The 16,991-nt window shown below is 69.0% G+C and carries 16 protein-coding genes; 10 read left to right on the top strand and 6 right to left on the bottom strand.

Features of this window, described 5'->3' with window-relative positions:
• Positions 1–49 precede the first annotated feature (49 nt).
• From L2U69_RS04775 to cysE, 4 genes are read left to right on the top strand one after another with little or no spacing between them, the layout of a single operon-like run.
• Positions 50–814 (top strand): CvpA family protein, encoded by a 765-nt coding sequence (locus tag L2U69_RS04775; protein ID WP_236105407.1) that lies wholly within the window; start codon positions 50–52, stop codon positions 812–814.
• A 14-nt stretch (positions 815–828) separates the two neighbouring features.
• Positions 829–2,283, top strand: coding sequence for an amidophosphoribosyltransferase (purF, locus tag L2U69_RS04780; protein WP_236105408.1), 1,455 nt, complete (start codon positions 829–831; stop codon positions 2,281–2,283).
• Positions 2,284–2,296: 13 nt separating this feature from the next.
• Entirely contained in the window at positions 2,297–3,013 is a 717-nt protein-coding gene (locus tag L2U69_RS04785) for an SDR family NAD(P)-dependent oxidoreductase (RefSeq protein ID WP_236105409.1), read from the top strand.
• 55 nt (positions 3,014–3,068) lie between these two features.
• The gene (cysE, locus tag L2U69_RS04790; protein ID WP_236105410.1) at positions 3,069–3,899 is read left to right on the top strand and encodes a serine O-acetyltransferase; all 831 of its coding nucleotides are present in this window, start codon (positions 3,069–3,071) and stop codon (positions 3,897–3,899) included.
• A gap of 18 nt (positions 3,900–3,917) precedes the next feature.
• On the opposite strand, the gene der is transcribed toward cysE, so the two are convergent.
• From der to rpsU, 5 genes are all read right to left on the bottom strand, one after another.
• Positions 3,918–5,333 carry a ribosome biogenesis GTPase Der gene (gene der, locus L2U69_RS04795; protein ID WP_236105411.1) on the bottom strand — a complete coding sequence of 472 codons (1,416 nt, stop codon included), beginning with the start codon at positions 5,331–5,333 and terminating at the stop codon, positions 3,918–3,920.
• A gap of 75 nt (positions 5,334–5,408) precedes the next feature.
• The gene (locus L2U69_RS04800; protein WP_236105412.1) at positions 5,409–6,776 is read right to left on the bottom strand and encodes a PQQ-like beta-propeller repeat protein; all 1,368 of its coding nucleotides are present in this window, start codon (positions 6,774–6,776) and stop codon (positions 5,409–5,411) included.
• The gene (locus L2U69_RS04805; RefSeq protein WP_236105413.1) at positions 6,773–7,519 is read right to left on the bottom strand and encodes a tetratricopeptide repeat protein; all 747 of its coding nucleotides are present in this window, start codon (positions 7,517–7,519) and stop codon (positions 6,773–6,775) included. Before L2U69_RS04805 ends, L2U69_RS04800 begins: the two co-directional genes overlap by 4 nt.
• A gap of 84 nt (positions 7,520–7,603) precedes the next feature.
• Positions 7,604–8,491: a 3-methyl-2-oxobutanoate hydroxymethyltransferase gene (gene panB, locus L2U69_RS04810; RefSeq protein WP_236105414.1), complete on the bottom strand. Its 888-nt coding sequence runs from the start codon at positions 8,489–8,491 to the stop codon at positions 7,604–7,606.
• A gap of 53 nt (positions 8,492–8,544) precedes the next feature.
• Positions 8,545–8,751, bottom strand: a complete 207-nt coding sequence (gene rpsU, locus L2U69_RS04815) for a 30S ribosomal protein S21 (RefSeq protein ID WP_236105415.1) — start codon at positions 8,749–8,751, stop codon at positions 8,545–8,547.
• Positions 8,752–9,041: 290 nt separating this feature from the next.
• Between rpsU and L2U69_RS04820 the strand changes: the two genes are divergently transcribed.
• From L2U69_RS04820 to L2U69_RS04845, 6 genes are all read left to right on the top strand, one after another.
• Positions 9,042–9,647: a class I SAM-dependent methyltransferase gene (locus L2U69_RS04820; RefSeq protein ID WP_236105416.1), complete on the top strand. Its 606-nt coding sequence runs from the start codon at positions 9,042–9,044 to the stop codon at positions 9,645–9,647.
• 116 nt (positions 9,648–9,763) lie between these two features.
• Positions 9,764–10,390: an OmpH family outer membrane protein gene (locus L2U69_RS04825; RefSeq protein WP_236105417.1), complete on the top strand. Its 627-nt coding sequence runs from the start codon at positions 9,764–9,766 to the stop codon at positions 10,388–10,390.
• Between the two features lie 96 nt (positions 10,391–10,486).
• Positions 10,487–11,581: an efflux RND transporter periplasmic adaptor subunit gene (locus tag L2U69_RS04830; RefSeq protein WP_236105418.1), complete on the top strand. Its 1,095-nt coding sequence runs from the start codon at positions 10,487–10,489 to the stop codon at positions 11,579–11,581.
• A gap of 6 nt (positions 11,582–11,587) precedes the next feature.
• Entirely contained in the window at positions 11,588–14,668 is a 3,081-nt protein-coding gene (locus L2U69_RS04835; protein WP_236105419.1) for an efflux RND transporter permease subunit, read from the top strand.
• The gene (locus L2U69_RS04840; RefSeq protein ID WP_236105420.1) at positions 14,665–15,864 is read left to right on the top strand and encodes a class I SAM-dependent rRNA methyltransferase; all 1,200 of its coding nucleotides are present in this window, start codon (positions 14,665–14,667) and stop codon (positions 15,862–15,864) included. Before L2U69_RS04835 ends, L2U69_RS04840 begins: the two co-directional genes overlap by 4 nt.
• Positions 15,840–16,559 (top strand): DUF1194 domain-containing protein, encoded by a 720-nt coding sequence (locus tag L2U69_RS04845; protein WP_236105421.1) that lies wholly within the window; start codon positions 15,840–15,842, stop codon positions 16,557–16,559. Before L2U69_RS04840 ends, L2U69_RS04845 begins: the two co-directional genes overlap by 25 nt.
• On the opposite strand, the gene L2U69_RS04850 is transcribed toward L2U69_RS04845, so the two are convergent.
• Positions 16,540–16,983: an NfeD family protein gene (locus tag L2U69_RS04850; protein ID WP_236105422.1), complete on the bottom strand. Its 444-nt coding sequence runs from the start codon at positions 16,981–16,983 to the stop codon at positions 16,540–16,542. The genes L2U69_RS04845 and L2U69_RS04850 overlap by 20 nt on opposite strands.
• Between the last annotated feature and the right edge of the window lie 8 nt (positions 16,984–16,991).

Genomic DNA, 16,991 nt, shown 5'->3' on the forward strand with positions numbered 1-16,991 from the left:
GGAAGGACCGCCGTTCCCTCAGGAACCACCCGCCAAGGATTCGCTGATCATGTCCGATCTGCCCTTCAATGTCGTCGACGGGGTGGTCATCGCACTCGTCATCCTGTCCGCGCTGTTCGCGTTCTTCCGCGGCTTCACGCGGGAGGTGCTGTCGATCGCGGCCTGGGTCGGGGCGGGCTTCACCGCGCTCTATCTCTACGACAAGGTTCAGCCCTATGCGATGCAGGCGACGGGCAGCGAGACCCTGTCGCTGGCCATCGCCGTCGGCCTGCCCTTCATCGTGTCGCTGCTCGTCTATTCGGTCCTGACCCATCTGATCGCCAGCCGCGTGCAGCAGAGCGCGGCTGGGCCGCTGGACCGCACCCTCGGCTTCGTCTTCGGCGTCGCGCGGGCCCTCGTGGTCGTTTCCGTGCTCTATCTCGCCGTGGTCAACCTGATGCAGGAACCGGAAGACCCGACCTGGATGCGCGAGGCGAAGACCCTGCCCATCATCCGTGCCGGCGCCGAAGTGGTCTTCGACCTGCTGCCCGACAATCTTCGCAGCCCCGAGACCCTGGATCGCCTGCAGGCCCAGGGCGGCGCCGTGCTGGACGGCGCGCGCGCGCTCGAAACCCTGGCGCCGGCGGTGGCCCCCGCGCTGTCCCCGGGCGGCGCCCCCGCGCCGGCCGCCCCGCCGCCGGCGATCCTGACCCCGCCGCCGGGCCCGCAAGGCGCGCTTCCGGGCGGCGGCATGACCGAGACCAGCTATTCGCCGGATCAGCAGAACGACATCAACAGCCTCGTCGACCGTGTCGGCGCGGGCAGCGCCAATTGAAGGAGCAGGGTTCGTTGACGACCCCATTCGACGACGATCATCTCCGCGAGGAATGCGGCATCTTCGGCATCTATCGTCACGCCGAGGCCGCCCGCCACGTCGCTCTCGGGCTGCACGCCCTCCAGCATCGCGGCCAGGAGGCGGCGGGCATCGTCGCCTTCGACGGCGCGCGCTTCCAGGCCCACAGGGCCATGGGCCATGTCGCCGAGGCGTTCGAGACCGACCGGGTGATGGCGGAACTGTCCGGCTATGCGGCCATCGGCCATGTGCGCTACGCGACTTTCGGCGCCACGATCCTGCGCAACGTCCAGCCGCTCTTCGCCGATCTGTCGTTCGGCGGCTTCGCCATCGCCCACAACGGCAATCTGACCAACGCCATGACCCTGCGCCGGCGCCTGGTGCAGGCGGGCTGCATCTTCCAGTCGACGTCCGACACGGAGACGATCCTGCATCTCGTCGCGACTTCCGGCAAGGCGACACCGATCGACCGCCTGGTCGATGCCCTCGGCCAGATCGAGGGCGCCTACAGCCTCGTCGCCCTGTCGGATTCCATGATGCTGGGCGTGCGCGATCCGCTCGGCGTGCGCCCCCTCGTCCTCGGCAAGCTGGGCGACGGTTCCATGGTCTTCGCCTCCGAGACCTGCGCCCTCGACATCATCGGTGCCGACTTCGTGCGCGACGTCGCCCCCGGCGAGGTGGTGATCATCTCGGACGAGGGCATGCGCAGCCTGAAACCCTTCGTCACGCCCAAGCCGCGCTTCTGCATCTTCGAGCACATCTATTTCGCCCGCCCCGATTCGGTGGTCGAGGGGCGCAGCGTCTACGACGTCCGCAAGGCGATCGGCGCCGAACTGGCGCGGGAGTCGGGCGTCGATGCCGACGTCGTGATCCCGGTGCCGGATTCGGGGGTGCCCGCCTCCATCGGTTACGCGGCGGAGGCCGGCATTCCCTTCGAACTCGGCATCATCCGCAATCACTATGTCGGGCGTACCTTCATCGAGCCGACGCAGCAGATCCGCAATCTGGGCGTCAAGCTGAAGCACAACGCCAACCGCCCGCAGATCGAGGGCCGCCGGGTCATCCTGGTCGATGATTCCATCGTGCGCGGCACCACCTCCCTGAAGATCGTGCAGATGGTGCGCGATGCCGGCGCGCGCGAAGTCCACATGCGCATCGCCAGCCCGCCGACCACTCACTCCTGCTTCTACGGCGTCGACACGCCGGAGCGCAGCCAGCTCCTGGCCGCGACTCACGACGTCGAGAGCATGCGCAAGTTCATCCAGGCCGACAGCCTCGCCTTCATCTCCATGGACGGTCTCTACCGCGCCATGGGCGAGCACGGCCGCAACGCCGAGGCGCCGCAATTCTGCGACGCCTGCTTCACCGGTGAATATCCGATCGCCCTGACCGACCATTGGGGCGGCGACGAGGATCAGTCGCGCCGCTCGCGGATGAAGATCGCCGGCTGACGGGAAAGCAAACGTGACAAGACCGCTCGAAGGGCGCCTCGCCCTGATCACCGGGGCGTCGCGCGGTATCGGCTGGGCCGTCGCCCGGGCCTATGCCGCCGCCGGCGCCGATCTCATCCTGCTGGCGCGCACCACCGGCGCGCTCGAGGAATTGGACGACGCCATCCAGGCCGACGGCGGCAAGCCCTCCACCCTCGTCCCCCTCGACCTGACCGACGGCGACGGCATCGACCGTCTGGGCGCCGCCATCTTCGATCGCTGGGGCAAGCTCGACATCCTGGTTTCCAATGCCGGCGTGCTCGGCACCATCTCCCCCCTCGGCCATATCAAGCTGAAGGACTGGGACAGTCTGATGGCGGTGAACGTCACCGCCAATTTCCGCCTGATCCGCTCCCTCGACGTGCTGCTGCGGGCCTCCGATGCCGGGCGCGCGATCTTCGTCACCTCGGGCGCGGCCGACAAGGGCGATGCCTATTGGGGCGGCTACGGCACCTCCAAGGCGGCCTTGAACGCCATGGTGCGTGCCTATGCGGCGGAGACGGAGACGACGAACCTGCGGGTCAATCTGCTCTCCCCGGGCCCGGTCGCCACCCAGATGCGCGCCAAGGCCTTCCCGGGCGAGGACCGCAATACGTTGCCGCAGCCGGCCGACATCGCCCCGCTCTTCGTCGAGCTGGCATGCAAGGAAGAGACGCGACACGGCCAGATCGTGCGTTATAGTCGGTCCTGACGACAACAGGACGAGGGCCGCCATGCCCCACGAGCATCGTCTTCCGGAGCGAACCTTGTTGAAGGCCGCGCCGACCCCGCTGGAAATCGAACGGCGCGGCCCCGGGGCCCCGGCGGACGTCTGGGGTGCCCTGGTGGATCACGCCGGGCGCATCGCCCGGGACGAGCCCCTGCTGACCCGGCTGGCCCGCCACTGGATCCTGTCGAAGCCCGATTTCGCGACGGCGCTGGGCGCCATGCTGGCGGACAAGATGTCCTGCGAGATGACGCCGCGCGACACGGTCGCGGAACTGGTCGCCCAGGCGATCACGGACGAACCGGACATCGCCGCCGCCACCCTGGCCGATCTCTCCGCCATCCTGGAACGCGACCCGGCCGTCGTCGGCGCCGCGCACCCCTTCATGTTCTTCAAGGGTTTCCAGGCCTTGCAGGTGCATCGGATCTCGCATCACCTGTGGCATGCCGGCCGGCACGACGCCGCCCTCTTCTTCCAGAGCCGCTCGGCCGAGGTCTTCGGCGTCGACATCCACCCGGCGGCGCCGCTCGGCCGGGGCGTGATGCTGGACCACGGCACCGGTCTCGTCGTGGGCGAAACCGCCGCCATCGGCAACGATGTCTCGATCCTGCAGAAAGTCACCCTGGGCGGCACCGGCAAGGTCACGGGCGACCGTCACCCCAAGGTGCGCGACGGCGTCCTTCTGTCGGCGGGCGCCATCGTCCTCGGCAATATCGAGATCGGCCGCAACGCCAAGGTCGGCGCCGGTTCCGTGGTGCTGCACGACGTGCCGCCCTGCGCCACCGTCGCCGGCGTGCCCGCCCGCATCGTCGGCTGGTGCAAACAGGGCGCCCCTTCGCTCTCCATGAACCACGATCTGCCGGACGAGTGACGGGCTCTATCGGCCTCGTCAATCGTCGGTATAGGGGTTTTCGTTCTTGCGCAGGTTGATGCGCACCGGCGTCCCTTCCATGTCGAAGGTCTCGCGCAGCCCGTTCATCAGATAGCGCACATAGGATTCGGGCAGTTCGCCCGGCCGGTTCATGAACAGGGCGAAGGTCGGCGGTCGGGCCTTCACCTGGGTCATGTAGCGCGGGCGCAGGCGCCGTCCGCTCACCGCCGGCGCCGGGTGGCGTTCGATCGCCGTGGCCAGCCAGCGGTTCAGCTTCGCCGTCGGCACGCGGCGGTTCCATTTGCGATAGGCGTCGAGCGCCGCCGGCATCAGCTTGTCGAGGCCGCGCCCGGTGCGCGCCGACAGCGTCACCACCGGCAGGCCGCGCACCTGGGGCAGATGGATGTCGAGCTTTTCCTTCAGCGCGACCAGGGCCGCGTTGTGATCCTCGACCGCGTCCCACTTGTTGAAGCCGACGATCAGGGCCCGGCCCTCATAGATCGCGCGGTCGGCGATGACCAGGTCCTGGCGGTCGATGCCCTGGACGGCGTCGATCAGCAGGATCACCACCTCGGCGAATTTCACGGCGCGGATCGTGTCGCCCGCCGAGAGTTTCTCGAGCTTGCTCTCGACCCTGGCCTTCTTGCGCAGCCCGGCGGTGTCGAACAGTTTCACCTCCCGCCCCTGCCAGTCCCAGACGACCGAGATCGAATCGCGGGTCAGGCCGGCCTCGGGCCCGGTGATCAGGCGGTCCTCGCCGAGGAGCCGGTTGATCAGGCTGGATTTGCCGACGTTGGGCCGCCCGACCACGGCGATGCGCAGCGGCTTGCCCGGATCCTCCGGCACGTCGGCATCGGGATCGAAAGCCTCCTCCGCCTCGTCCTCGCCCGCGCCGTCGTCGTCCGGGAAAGGATCGATGCCGCGCGCCTCGAGCTGCTCGACGATCGAATCGAAGAGATCGATCATGCCCTCGCCATGTTCGGCCGAAAGATGGATGCAGTCGCCGAGGCCGAGTTCCCAGGCCCCGGCGGCGCCGATCTGGCCTTCCTTGCCCTCGGCCTTGTTGGCGCAGAGCACCAGCGGCCTGTCGATCTTGCGCAGCACCCGCGCGAAGGCGAGGTCGAGGGGCGTCACGCCGGCACGGGCGTCGAACAGGAACAGGACGACGTCGGCATCCTGCACCGCGCGCTCGGTCTGGCGCCGCATGCGGCCTTCCATGGAATCGTCGATCACGTCCTCGAACCCGGCGGTGTCGAAGACGGTGAAATGCAGTTCGCCCAGGCGGCCCTCGCCCTCGCGACGATCGCGGGTGACACCCGGCGTATCATCGACCAGCGCCAGCTTCTTGCCGACCAGGCGATTGAACAATGTCGACTTGCCGACGTTGGGCCGCCCCACGATGGCGATCCGCAGCCGGGGTTGTTCCGAGACCATCGGGCCTCTCCCTCGTTCCAAAGCAAAACGGCACGCAGCCCGAAGGATGCGTGCCGCCGCGCGTATTCCTCCCGATCAGCGGATGGCGGCGATGCGCCCGTCCGTCATCAGGACATAGACGGTACCGTTGGCGACGACCGGCGAAATGGTCGTGCGTCCCGGCAGTTGAATGGTCCCGAGCGCATCGCCGGTATAGGGCGAGATCGCGGTCATCACGCCCGTGTTGGAGGCGAGCAGCAGGCGGTCGCCCGCCAGCACCGGGCCGGACCAGACGATGGCACCGGTCGCGTCCTCCTCGTCCTCGAAGCGCGGCAGGCGCGTGACCCAACGCACCCGCCCGCCGGCCCGGGTCAGGCAGATGACCTCGTTGTCGTCGGAGATCATGTAGATGAAGTCGCCGCCGGCCCAGGGCGTGTTGCTGGAGCCGATGGAACGGTCCCACAGCCGCGTGCCGGTGCGCAGCTCGATGCCCACCGTGCTGCCGCTGTGGCTGGAAGCAAAGACGTCGCCCCGGTCGACGACGACCTGGCCGCGGATGTCGTTGAGGGCCGCGATCGGCGTCGTCGCGCCGGTGCGGATTAGGTTGTCGGACCAGATCACGCGGCCGTTCTCGACCCGGAGCGCGAAGAGCTCGCCCGAGGAGAAGGGCACCACCACCGCCTCGCCCGAGACCGCCGGGCTGGCGGCGCCGAGGAAGCCGGCGCTTTCCGAAATGCCGACATGGTTCCACAGCACTTCGCCGTCGTCGGTCGAGAGCGCGAAGAGCTGGTTGTCCTGGGTGATGCCGAAAACCCGGCCGCCGTTCACCGTGGGCGCCGAGCGGAAGGGAATGCCGATGGGCCGGCGCCACACTTCGCTGCCGTCGCCGGCATTCAGGGCGACGACGTCGCCGTAACCGGTGGTGACATAGACCCGGCCGCCGTCATAGGCGACACCGCCGAAGAAGCCGGTCGGCGAATCCTCGTCCTCGGGCTGGAGGTTCACGCTCCAGCGGTGCTGACCCTCGAGGTCGAGCGCGTTCACATGGGCGGTGGTGTCGAGCACATAGATCGAATCGCCGGTGACGATCGGCTGCGCGATCAGGCGGGTATCGGACGAATCGCCCGCGCCCGCGCGCGCGGTCCAGGCGACCTTCAGTTCCGGCCCGGTCTGGAGGTGGTAGAGCGCATGGGCGGGGAAACCGCCCGGCTGCGGCCATTCCATGTTCAGATAGGGCGGCGGCAGGCGCACGGCGACATCGGCGATGGCGGCATCCGGTTCGACCGACAGGGACTGATTGCCGAGCACGGCGATGCGCTCGCCCTCGACGCGCTGTACCTCTTCCCCGCCGAAGGGGTTGAGGGACGAACAGGCGCCGAGGAAGCCGGTCAGCAGCACGACGGCCAGCGGCTTCAGCGGGCGGCCGTGGATGTGGGCGCGGCTCTGACTTGGGTTTGCGATCATGGGCGCGGCCCCTCGCTCTCGGACGGTTGATCGGACGTCGGCTGACCGGACGTGGGCTGACCGGGCGTGGCCTGACCGGGCGTGACGGGCGCCTCGGCCGGAAGCCGGCCGCCCAGCGCATCAAGAACCTCCTTCGCGCGATTCTTCAAGCGGGCCGGCGCCGTGGCGTCGTCGACCAATTCGCCGAGAAGGCCGCGGGCGGCCTCGGTAGCCCCTTCCCTGAGGCGGACATAGGCCCTGAGTTCGCGCACCATGGGGGCGAAGCCGGCCTGTTCGCCGACGGCGTCGAGCCGCGCGTCGAGATCGGCGGGAGCGGCGCTGTCCATCAGCGCCTGAACCGCGAGGACGCGCGCCAGGGCGCGCAGCGAACCATCGGTGGCACGCGCCGCGACCTTGTCGTAGAGCGCGACCGCGCCCGCGGCGTCGCCGGCCTCGAAACTCGCCGCGGCGGCATCGAGAAGGGCGAGGTCGGCATAGGCACCGTCCGAATCCTCGGCCAGGGCAACATAGGATTTGGCGGCCGCGTCATATTGGCCGTTACCGAGAAGATCGGCCGCGTCGGCCATGGCGACGGCCTGGGAATCGAGCTTGGCATCGGTGTGATTGCGCCAGGTGATATAGGCGGCGACACCGACCGCGAGCCCGACACCCAAGGCGATGACCGCCGTACCGTAGCGGCGCCAGATCTGCATCAGGCGGTCGCGCCGGAGATCCTCGTCGATTTCCTGAAAAATGTCGGACACTTGTACCCCACCGCAGGCAGCGCAGGCCTTGAAAGGCGTGGAACGATAGCCAAAGCCCGGCGCCTTGGCAAACCGGTCCGGCGCCTATTTCTTGTTTTCGCTTTCGGGCGACTTGTTGTCGCCCTCGAGCTTGCCGGGCGACTTGTTGTCGCCCTTGAGCTTATAGGTGAACTGCTCGCTCGGGAATCGGCGCTCGCGCACCTCGGCGGCATAGGCCGCCGCCGCCTCGCCGATGGCGACGCCGAACTCGGCATAGCGCTTCACGAATTTGGGCGTGCGGTTGGACATGCCCAGCATGTCGTCGATCACCAGCACCTGACCGTCGCAGGCGGCGGAGGCGCCGATGCCGACGGTCGGCACGGGAACGCTTTCGGTGATGCGCACGGCGAGCGGTTCCGCCACCGCCTCGACCACCATGGCGAAGGCCCCGGCCCCGGCGACGGCGACACCGTCGGCGACGATGCCGTCCCAGACCGAGGTATCGGCGGTGCCGAGAGCGGCATAGCCGCCGCTGGCGTTCACCGACTGCGGCATCAGGCCGATATGGCCCATGACGGGGATGCCGCGCCGCGTGAGGAAGGCGATGGTCTCGGCCATCACCCGCCCGCCTTCGAGCTTCACCGCCGAAGCGCCGGTCTCGCGCAGCACCCGGACGGCGTTGCGATAGGCGAGCGCGGGGCTTTCCTCATAGGTGCCGAACGGCATGTCGACGACAACCAGCGCCTTGCTGGCGCCCCGGACCACGGCGGCGCCGTGGGCGATCATCATGTCGAGGGTGACGGGCACCGTGCTCGGCAGGCCGTAGACGACCATGCCGAGGGAATCACCGACCAGCAGCAGGTCCGCATGCGGATCCAGCAATTGCGCCATGGGCGCCGTATAGGCCGTCAGGCACACGATCGGCTCCCCGCCCTTGCGGGCGCGGAGCTTCGGAACCGTATTGGGCTTGACGATGGTCGATTGGGCCGACATGACGCGGAAACCTCGATCGACCGGTGCGCGATGGCTGCCGGCCGAACGGCCGATCAGGCCAGACCGTCGCGCTGGGCCCGCTTGCGCGCCAGCTTGCGGGCGCGGCGGACGGCTTCGGCCTTTTCACGGGCGCGCTTCTCGGAGGGCTTCTCGTAGTGGCCGCGCAGACGCATCTCGCGGAAGATGCCCTCACGCTGCATGCGCTTCTTCAGCGCGCGCAGCGCCTGGTCGATATTGTTGTCGCGCACCAAAACCTGCATTCGCTTTACCTTCTCCTGTCCCCGGCGGTTCTTCCCGGAACCACGCCACGAGGCACGTTCGAAAACAAAAATCCGTTCGGTGAAGGGAATCCCGCTCCACCGGAGGCAGGCTGTATATCACGTGGTCTTCGCGATGGGAAGCGCGACGCGCCGGCCCGCGAAGCCATGCAAATGCCCCGCCCCGGCCCCTTTTGCCGCATCCCGCCACTTTCTTTCCGCAATTCGCATGATAGTGTCCCGTTCATAAGGGGGGAGGCTGTTTCGGACTCCCATTGTCGAACGGAACGGCCGTGGACGACACAACGCACAACATGATCGACGCTTCGGCGGTGCGCGCGCCTTCGATGCTTCTCAAATGGTTGCGCGCGCCTTTTTCGATCGGTGCCGTGGCGCCGTCCAGCCGCCATCTGGCGCGCGAGATGGTGGCCGCGATCGATCCCACCCAGGACGGCCCGGTGGTCGAACTGGGCGGCGGCACCGGGGCCATCACCCGGGTGCTGCTCGAAAAGCTCGGCTACGACCGGCTGATCACGGTGGAATTCGATCCCGAACTGGCGCAGACCCTGCGCCGGCGGTTTCCCCGGCTCCACCTGATCGAGGGCGATGCCGGCGAATTGGTCGAACTGCTGGCTGAACGCGGTTTCGCGGGGGCCGGCAACGTGGTGTCCGGCCTGCCCCTTCTCGGCATGCCGGCGGAAGTGCAGCGGCGCATCGTCGGCGCCGCCTTTTCGGTCATGGGACCGGCGGGCCGCTTCGTCCAGTTCACCTACGGACCGGCGACGCCGCTGCGCCCGGCCGTGATGAGGGAATTGGGCCTGGTCGGTCGTCGGGCGGGTCACGTCCTGCTCAATCTGCCGCCGGCCCGGGTCTGGTGCTACGAACGGACGGCGGCCTGAGGGCACGCCCGCCCACGGCGGCGGACATCGACGTCGGTGGCAGGGGACAGCGGTACTAGGGGACAGCGATAGTAGGGGACCGCCCGCGCGGCGGCCCAGGAGGTCTGGAGAACAAAATGCATAATATGGTGAAGGGCATCGCCCTCGGTTTCGGGCTCGCCTTTTCCGCCGTCACGCTCGGCGCCCCCGTTGCGCCCGCATATGCGCAGCGCGCGGAAGCCGCGACCATCGCCTTCGTCGACGTGCAGCGCGTCATGCGCGAAAGCGCGGCGGCGAAGAGCATCCGCAGCCAGCTCGAACGGCAGGGCAAGGCCTATGAGGCCGAGATCAACGCCCAGTCCGAAAAGCTCGCGGCCGAGGAGGACGCCCTGAAGAAACAGCGCGCCTCGCTTTCGCCGGATTCCTTCGCGGCCAAGCAGCGCGAGTTCCAGGGCAAGGTCGAGGCGGTCCGCCGCCAGGTCGAACGCCGCCGCCAGCAACTGGCCTTCGCCCAGGACGATGCCCTGAAGAAGGTTCAGCCGGTGTTCAACGAAGTGGTGTCGACCGCCGCCAAGGAATATGGCGCGACCATCGTCCTCGACACGGCGCAGGTGCTGGTCTCGTCCAATGGCCTGAACATCACCGACGTCGTGATGCAGCGCCTCGATGCCAAGCTGCCGTCGATCACGGTGAACTTCAACGCCCCGGCCGGCACGGGCAGCGGCGCGCCGCCGCCGCCGCCGCTCGCGCCGCCCTCGCGCTGATCGGGCGCGCGGATCCGGCGGGAATTCGGGGGCCGTTCACCGTGTGGACGGCCCCTTCTCCTTTTCGCACCGTTTCCTTTTGGCGGGGAAAGCGCCATGCTCTCTCGGTTCCGGCTTAAGGCGGTCGATCCCATGGCGATCTCGTCCTCTCCCCTTGCCGCGGCGATCCTCGCCGCGATGATCCTCGGCCTCGCGGCCCCCGCCCGGGCCGAAGGGCCGCCGGTGGAGGTGGCGACGGTCTCGCCCCGCCCGCTCGGCCATCGCGTCGAGGCGGTAGGCAGCCTGCGCTCCGACGAGTCGGTGGTCATCCGGCCCGAGGTCGGCGGCCGCATCACGAAGATCCTGTTCGAGGAGGGCCGCCCCGTCGCCGCCGGCGCGCCCCTGATCGAACTCGACGCATCGACCCAGGAGGCGGAACTGGCGCTCGCCCGGGCCGAACTGAAACTGGCCGAGGCGGATGCCGAGCGCGCGCGCACCCTGTTCGCCCAGAAGACCGGCACGGGCCGCGCCCTGGACGAAGCCCAGGCCCGCCTCGCCTCAGCCCGCGCCTCCGTCGACCTGGCCACCGCGCAATTCGCCAAGACGCGCATCGCCGCGCCCTTCGCGGGTGTGCTGGGCCTGCGCCAGGTCAGCGTCGGCGACGTGATCCAGCCGGGCCAGGCGATCGTCAATCTCGAGGCGATCGATCCCCTGAAGCTCGATTTCGCCGTGCCCGACAGCCTGCTGTCGCAGGTCGCCCCCGGCCAGCTCGTCGAAGTCACGGTCGATGCCCTGCCCGAGCGCCATTTCGCCGGCGAGGTCTATGCCGTCGATCCACTGATCGACGACGGCGACCGGGCGATCGCGCTGCGCGCCCTGGTGCCCAATCCGGACGGCGTGCTGCGCCCCGGCCTCTTCGCCCGCGTCAGCCTCGGCCTCGGCACCACGGAAGGCGCCATCCTGATCCCGGAACAGGCGCTGGTGGCGCGGGACGGCGCCTTCGTGGTCTATCGCCTCGCGGACGGCAAGGTCATGGCCGTGCCGGTCACCCTCGGCCTCCGCCGGGCGGGCGAGGTCGAGATCCTGGACGGCATCGCCGCCGGCGACACCATCGTGACCTCGGGCCAGCAGCGCCTGCGCGACGGCATCGCGGTCGAGGTGGTCGGGCCGGACGGCACGCCGGTATCGCCGCCGCCCCGGACCGACGGGTAGACGGCGATGAACCTGCCCGAACTCTGCATCCGGCGGCCGGTCTTTGCGACCGTGCTCTCCCTGGTGATCTGCCTGATCGGCCTCGTCGCCTATCAGCGCCTGGCGGTCCGGGAATATCCCAACATCGACATCCCGGTGATCAGTGTCCGCACCGATTACACCGGCGCCAGCGCCGGCGTGGTCGAGAGCCAGATCACCCAGATCCTCGAGGATTCGATTTCCGGCCTCGACGGTATCGACACCATCACCTCGAGCAGTCAGGACGGGCGCAGCTCGATCACCATCCGCTTCCTTCTGGGCGTCGACCCCGACGTCGCCGCCAGCGACGTGCGCGATCGGGTGGCGCGGGTGCGCCGCGACCTGCCGGAGGAAGCCTCCGAACCCTCCATCGCCAAGGTGGAGGACGACGCCCAGCCGATCATCTATCTCTCGCTCAACGCCGAAGGCGCGAGCCGCCTCGAAGTGACCGAGGTGGCGGAGACCTATGTCGTCGACCGCCTGCAGACCATCCCGGGCATTTCCTCCGCCGATCTTCGGGGCGAGCGGCGCTTTTCCATGCGCATCTGGCTGGATCCCGCGCGCATGGCGGCCCTGGCGGTCACCACCCAGGACATCGAGGACGCGCTGCGCGCCCAGAACCTGACCGTGCCGGCCGGCCGCATCGAATCGAACCAGCGCGAATTCACCGTCGACGCCAGCACCGACCTGCGCACCCCCGCAGAATTCGCCGACGTCATCCTGCGCCGGACCGGCAACTACATGGTCCGCCTCGGCGATGTCGCCCGGGTCGAGCTGGGGCCGGAGAACGAACGCCTGCTGGCGCGCTACAACGGCCGCGAGTCGGTTTCCGTCGCCATCATCAAGCAGGCGACCGCCAACCCGGTGGAGATCGCCGCAGAACTGCGCCGCCGCCTGCCCGAGATCCGCGACGCCCTGCCCGCCGGCTACGAGATCACCGTCAGCTACGATTCCTCGATCTTCATCGAACGCTCGATCGCGGCGGTGCAGGACGCGATCGTCGAGGCCGTGGTGCTGGTGATCGTGGTGATCTTCCTGTTCCTGCGCAGCGCCCGCGCCACGGTGATCCCGTTGGTCACCATCCCGGTCTCGCTGATCGGCGCCTGTTTCATCATGTATGCCTTCGGCTTCACGCTGAACACGGTGACCCTGCTCGCCTTCGTGCTGGCTGTCGGCCTGGTCGTCGACGATGCCATCGTCGTCCTGGAGAACATCTACCGTCACGTCGAATCCGGCATGGCGCCCCGGGCGGCAGCCATGCGCGGCGCGCGCGAGATCGCCTTCGCCGTGGTCGCCATGACCCTGACGCTGGCCGCCGTCTATGCCCCCGTCGCCTTCGCCGAGGGGCGGATCGGCCGGCTCTTCTCCGAATTCGCCCTGACGCTGGCGGGTGCCGTCATCGTCTCCGGCTTCGTCGCGCTGACCCTGACCCCCATGATGTGCGCGGGCCTGCTGCGCCACCAGACCGGCCACGGCGCCTTCTATCGCTTCGTCGAGGGCGGGCTGGACCGGCTGGACCGGGGCTACGGCAAGCTGCTGGGGCGCGTGCTGAAGCTCTGGCCCGTGGTGATCGCCGTCGGCCTCGCCGTGGTCGGCGCCAATGTCCTTCTGTTCGCCAGCCTGAAGTCCGAACTGGCCCCGACCGAGGACCGCGGCATCATCCGCGTCAGCGGCCGCGCCCCCGAAGGCGCCACCCTGGACTTCACCGTCCGCTACGGCGAGATCGTCGAGAAGCTGGCGGCTGAAATCCCCGATGTCGCGGGCGTGCTCTTCATCGTCGGCGCCCGCAGCGACGTCACCAGTCTCTTCGCCAATCTGATCCTGAAGAACTGGGAGGAGCGCGGCCGCGCCCAGCAGTCGATCACCCAGCAGTTGCGCGGCCGCCTGTCGCGGGTGCCGGGGATCAATCTCTCCGCCAGCAATCCCCCCTCCCTCGGACAGAGCGCCAGCCGGAAGCCGGTCAGCTTCGTCATTCAGTCCAGCGGCGACTTCGCCGAACTGGACGCTGCCGCCCAGACCCTGATCCAGGCCGTCGCCGACAATCCGGGCCTGATCGATACCGAATCCGACCTGACCCTGAACAAGCCCCAACTCGAAGTGGTGATCGACCGCGACAAGGCGGCCAGCCTCGGCATCGAGGCGGGCGTGCTGGCGCGGACCCTGGAGACCTTCTTCGGCGGGCGCAACGTCACCCGTTTCGAGCGCAACGACAAGCGTTACGACGTCATCCTTCAGGTCGACGGCGCCGACAAGCGCGAGCCCTCGGACCTGACCGCGCTCTATGTCCGTTCCGCCTCCGGGGCGATGGTTCAACTCTCCAATCTGGCCACCGTGCGCGAAACCGTCGGGCCGAAGGAATTGCTGCGCTTCAACAAGGCGCGATCCGCCACCATCTCCGCCGATCTGGCGCCGGGCTACAGCCTGGGGCAGGCCCTCGCCGACCTGGAGGCGGCCGCGCGCGACGTGCTGCCGCCGGGCTTCCGCCACGACTACGACGGCCAGAGCCGGGAATTCCGCGAAGCCTCCGGCACGCTCTACATCACCTTCCTGCTGGCGGTCGCCTTCATCTTCCTGGTGCTGTCGGCGCAGTTCGAGAGTTTCGCGGCGCCCATCGTCATCCTGCTTTCGGTGCCGCTGTCGATCGCCGGCGCGCTCGGCGCTTTGCTGCTGACGGGCGGCACCTTGAACGTCTACAGCCAGATCGGCCTCATCACCCTGGTCGGCCTGATCTCGAAGCACGGCATCCTGATCGTCGAATTCGCCAATCAGCAGCGCGCCGACGGGCTTGCCCCGCGCGATGCCGTGATCGCCGCCGCGCGGCTCCGCCTGCGCCCGATCCTGATGACCACCGGCGCCATGGTGCTGGGCGCCGTGCCGCTCGCCTTCGCCGGCGGGCCCGGCGCCGAAAGCCGCCAGGACATCGGCTGGGTCATCGTCGGCGGCATGAGCTTCGGCACCCTTCTCACCCTCTTCGTCGTGCCGGTGGTCTATCTCCTGATCATGGGCCGGAAGTCCGCCGTCCACACGCCTTCGGCCGGCGAACTGCCCGCCGGCCAAGCGCCATCGTGAGCGCGACCTTCCCGACGATCACGCTGCAGCCGGGCCACGACCGACGTCTCTCGGGCGGGCATCCCTGGGCCTATTCCAACGAATTGCGCCTGGATGCCGCCGCCAAGGCCCTGGAGCCCGGCAGCCTCGTGCGTCTCGCCCGGGGCGACGGCAAGCCGATCGGCATCGCCAGCTTCAACCGCAATACATTGATCGCCGCCCGCCTGCTGCTGCGCGATCCGCGCGCGACCCCCGACATGATCGACCGCGCCTTCCTCGAAGCGCGGATCCGCCGGGCGCTGTCGCTGCGCGAGAAATTCTTCGACGGTCCCTGGTACCGCCTGATCCATGCCGAGGGCGACGGCATGCCCGGTTTCATCGTCGACCGTTTCGGCGACACGCTGGTGGTGCAAGCCAATACCGCCGGGGCGGAACGCCTGACGCCGCTGTTTCTCGACGCCCTCGAGGCCGTGATCGCGCCCGCCGCCGTGGTGCTGCGCAACGACAGCGCCTATCGCGAACTCGAAGGCCTGCCCCGCGCCATCGTCCTGGCGCGCGGCGCCCTGCCCGACCGGGTCGAGGCGGTCGAACATGGTGTCCGCCATGGCATCGAGCCGCTGGACGGCCAGAAGACCGGCTGGTTCTTCGATCTGCACGGCGCGCGCGGCCTGATCGCCGGCCTGTCGGCGGGCGCGCGCGTCCTCGATCTCTGCTGCAATGCCGGCGCCTTCGGTCTGGCCGCGCTGAAGGCGGGGGCGGCCTCCGCCCTGCTCGTGGACCGGGCGCAGCAGGCGCTCGCCGCCGCCGAGGCGACGGCGCAGGCCAACGGACTGGCGGCGCGCGCGGCATTCAGCCGCGCCGACATGTTCGACGAGGCGGAACGCCTGGCCGGCCTCGATGCGCGCTACGACGTGGTCATCGCCGATCCGCCCAGTTTCGCCAAGTCGCGAAAGGACGTGCCCCAGGCGCTCCGCGCCTATCGCAAGCTGGCGCGCGCCTCGGCCCGGCTGGTGGCGCCCGGCGGCACGCTCTTCATCGCGTCGTGCAGCCACAATATCGAGCACGACGCCTTCGGCACCGAGGTCGCGCGCGGCATCGCCGCCGCCGAGCGGGAAGCGCGCATCATCGCCTCCGGCGGGGCCGGCCCGGACCACCCGATCCATCCCATGCTGCCGGAAAGCGGTTACCTGAAGTGGCTCGTCTTCGCCTTCGACTGAGCGCCGCCGCCCTCGCCTTCGCGGCGGTCGTTGCACCGGTACGGGCGGAGACCGTCGACACCGCGCTTCTGCTGGCGCTCGACGCCTCGTCCTCCGTCGACCGGGAGGAATATTTCCTGCAGACGGAGGGGATTTCGATCGCCTTCGCCGACGAGGAGATACAGGCCGCGATCGCCGCCGGGCCGACCGGGCGGATCGCCGTCGCCGTCGTCTCCTGGTCCCATCCCGACCGCCAGAGCCTGGACCTCGACTGGCGGATCGTGACCGCCGAGACGGCCCCCGCCTTCGCCGAGACGATGTTCAACCTGCCCCGCAACATCGAAGGCGGCGGCACCGCCGTCGGCGCCGCCCTGCTGCGCGCCGGCCAGGTGATGGAGAGCCTGCCGTTCACCGCCATGCGCCGGGTGATCGACGTTTCGGGCGACGGCAAGACCAGTGCCGGGCCCCTGCCCGCCGTGCCGCGCGATGCCCTGATCGCCCAGGGCATCACCGTGAACGGCCTCGCCATCGTCAACGAAGAGGCGGATGTCGACGATTACTACGCCGCCGAGGTGATCGGGGGCCCGGGCGCCTTCGTCGAGGTCGCCCGGGATTACGAGGATTTCCGCCGTGCCATCCGGCGGAAGCTGTTGCGCGAATTGCGCAGCGACCCCCTCGTCGCCGAGATGACGCCTCTCAGAGCGGCGCCACCGTGAGGCGAGTGCCCTCGGCCGCGACGACGCGCACCTTGGTGCCGGCCGGCAGGTCCGGCCCCGTGACCGACCAGCTCGTATCATCCAGGCGGACCCGGCCGCTGCCTTCGCTGATCGCCTGAATGACCACCGCCTCGCGCCCGATCAGTGTCTTTTCGCGCTGATTGAGGCCCGGGACGGGCGGCGAGATCAGCCAGCCCTTCAGCATCCGCTGGCCGAGCAGCAGGGAGGCGGCACTGGCGATGGCGAAGATCATCAACTGATAGATCACGTCCATCCCGGGCACGAGCAGCAGCACGGTCCCGGCGATCACGGCACCGATGGCGAGCCAGAGGAAGATCACCCCCGGCATCAGGATCTCGAGGATGATCAGGGCGACCGCCAGGGTGTACCAGTACCAGAAGACGATCTCGAAACCGTTCGGCATCGCGGCCC

Source organism: Zavarzinia marina, from assembly GCF_021568905.1.
Classification (GTDB): Bacteria; Pseudomonadota; Alphaproteobacteria; order Zavarziniales; family Zavarziniaceae; genus Zavarzinia; species Zavarzinia marina.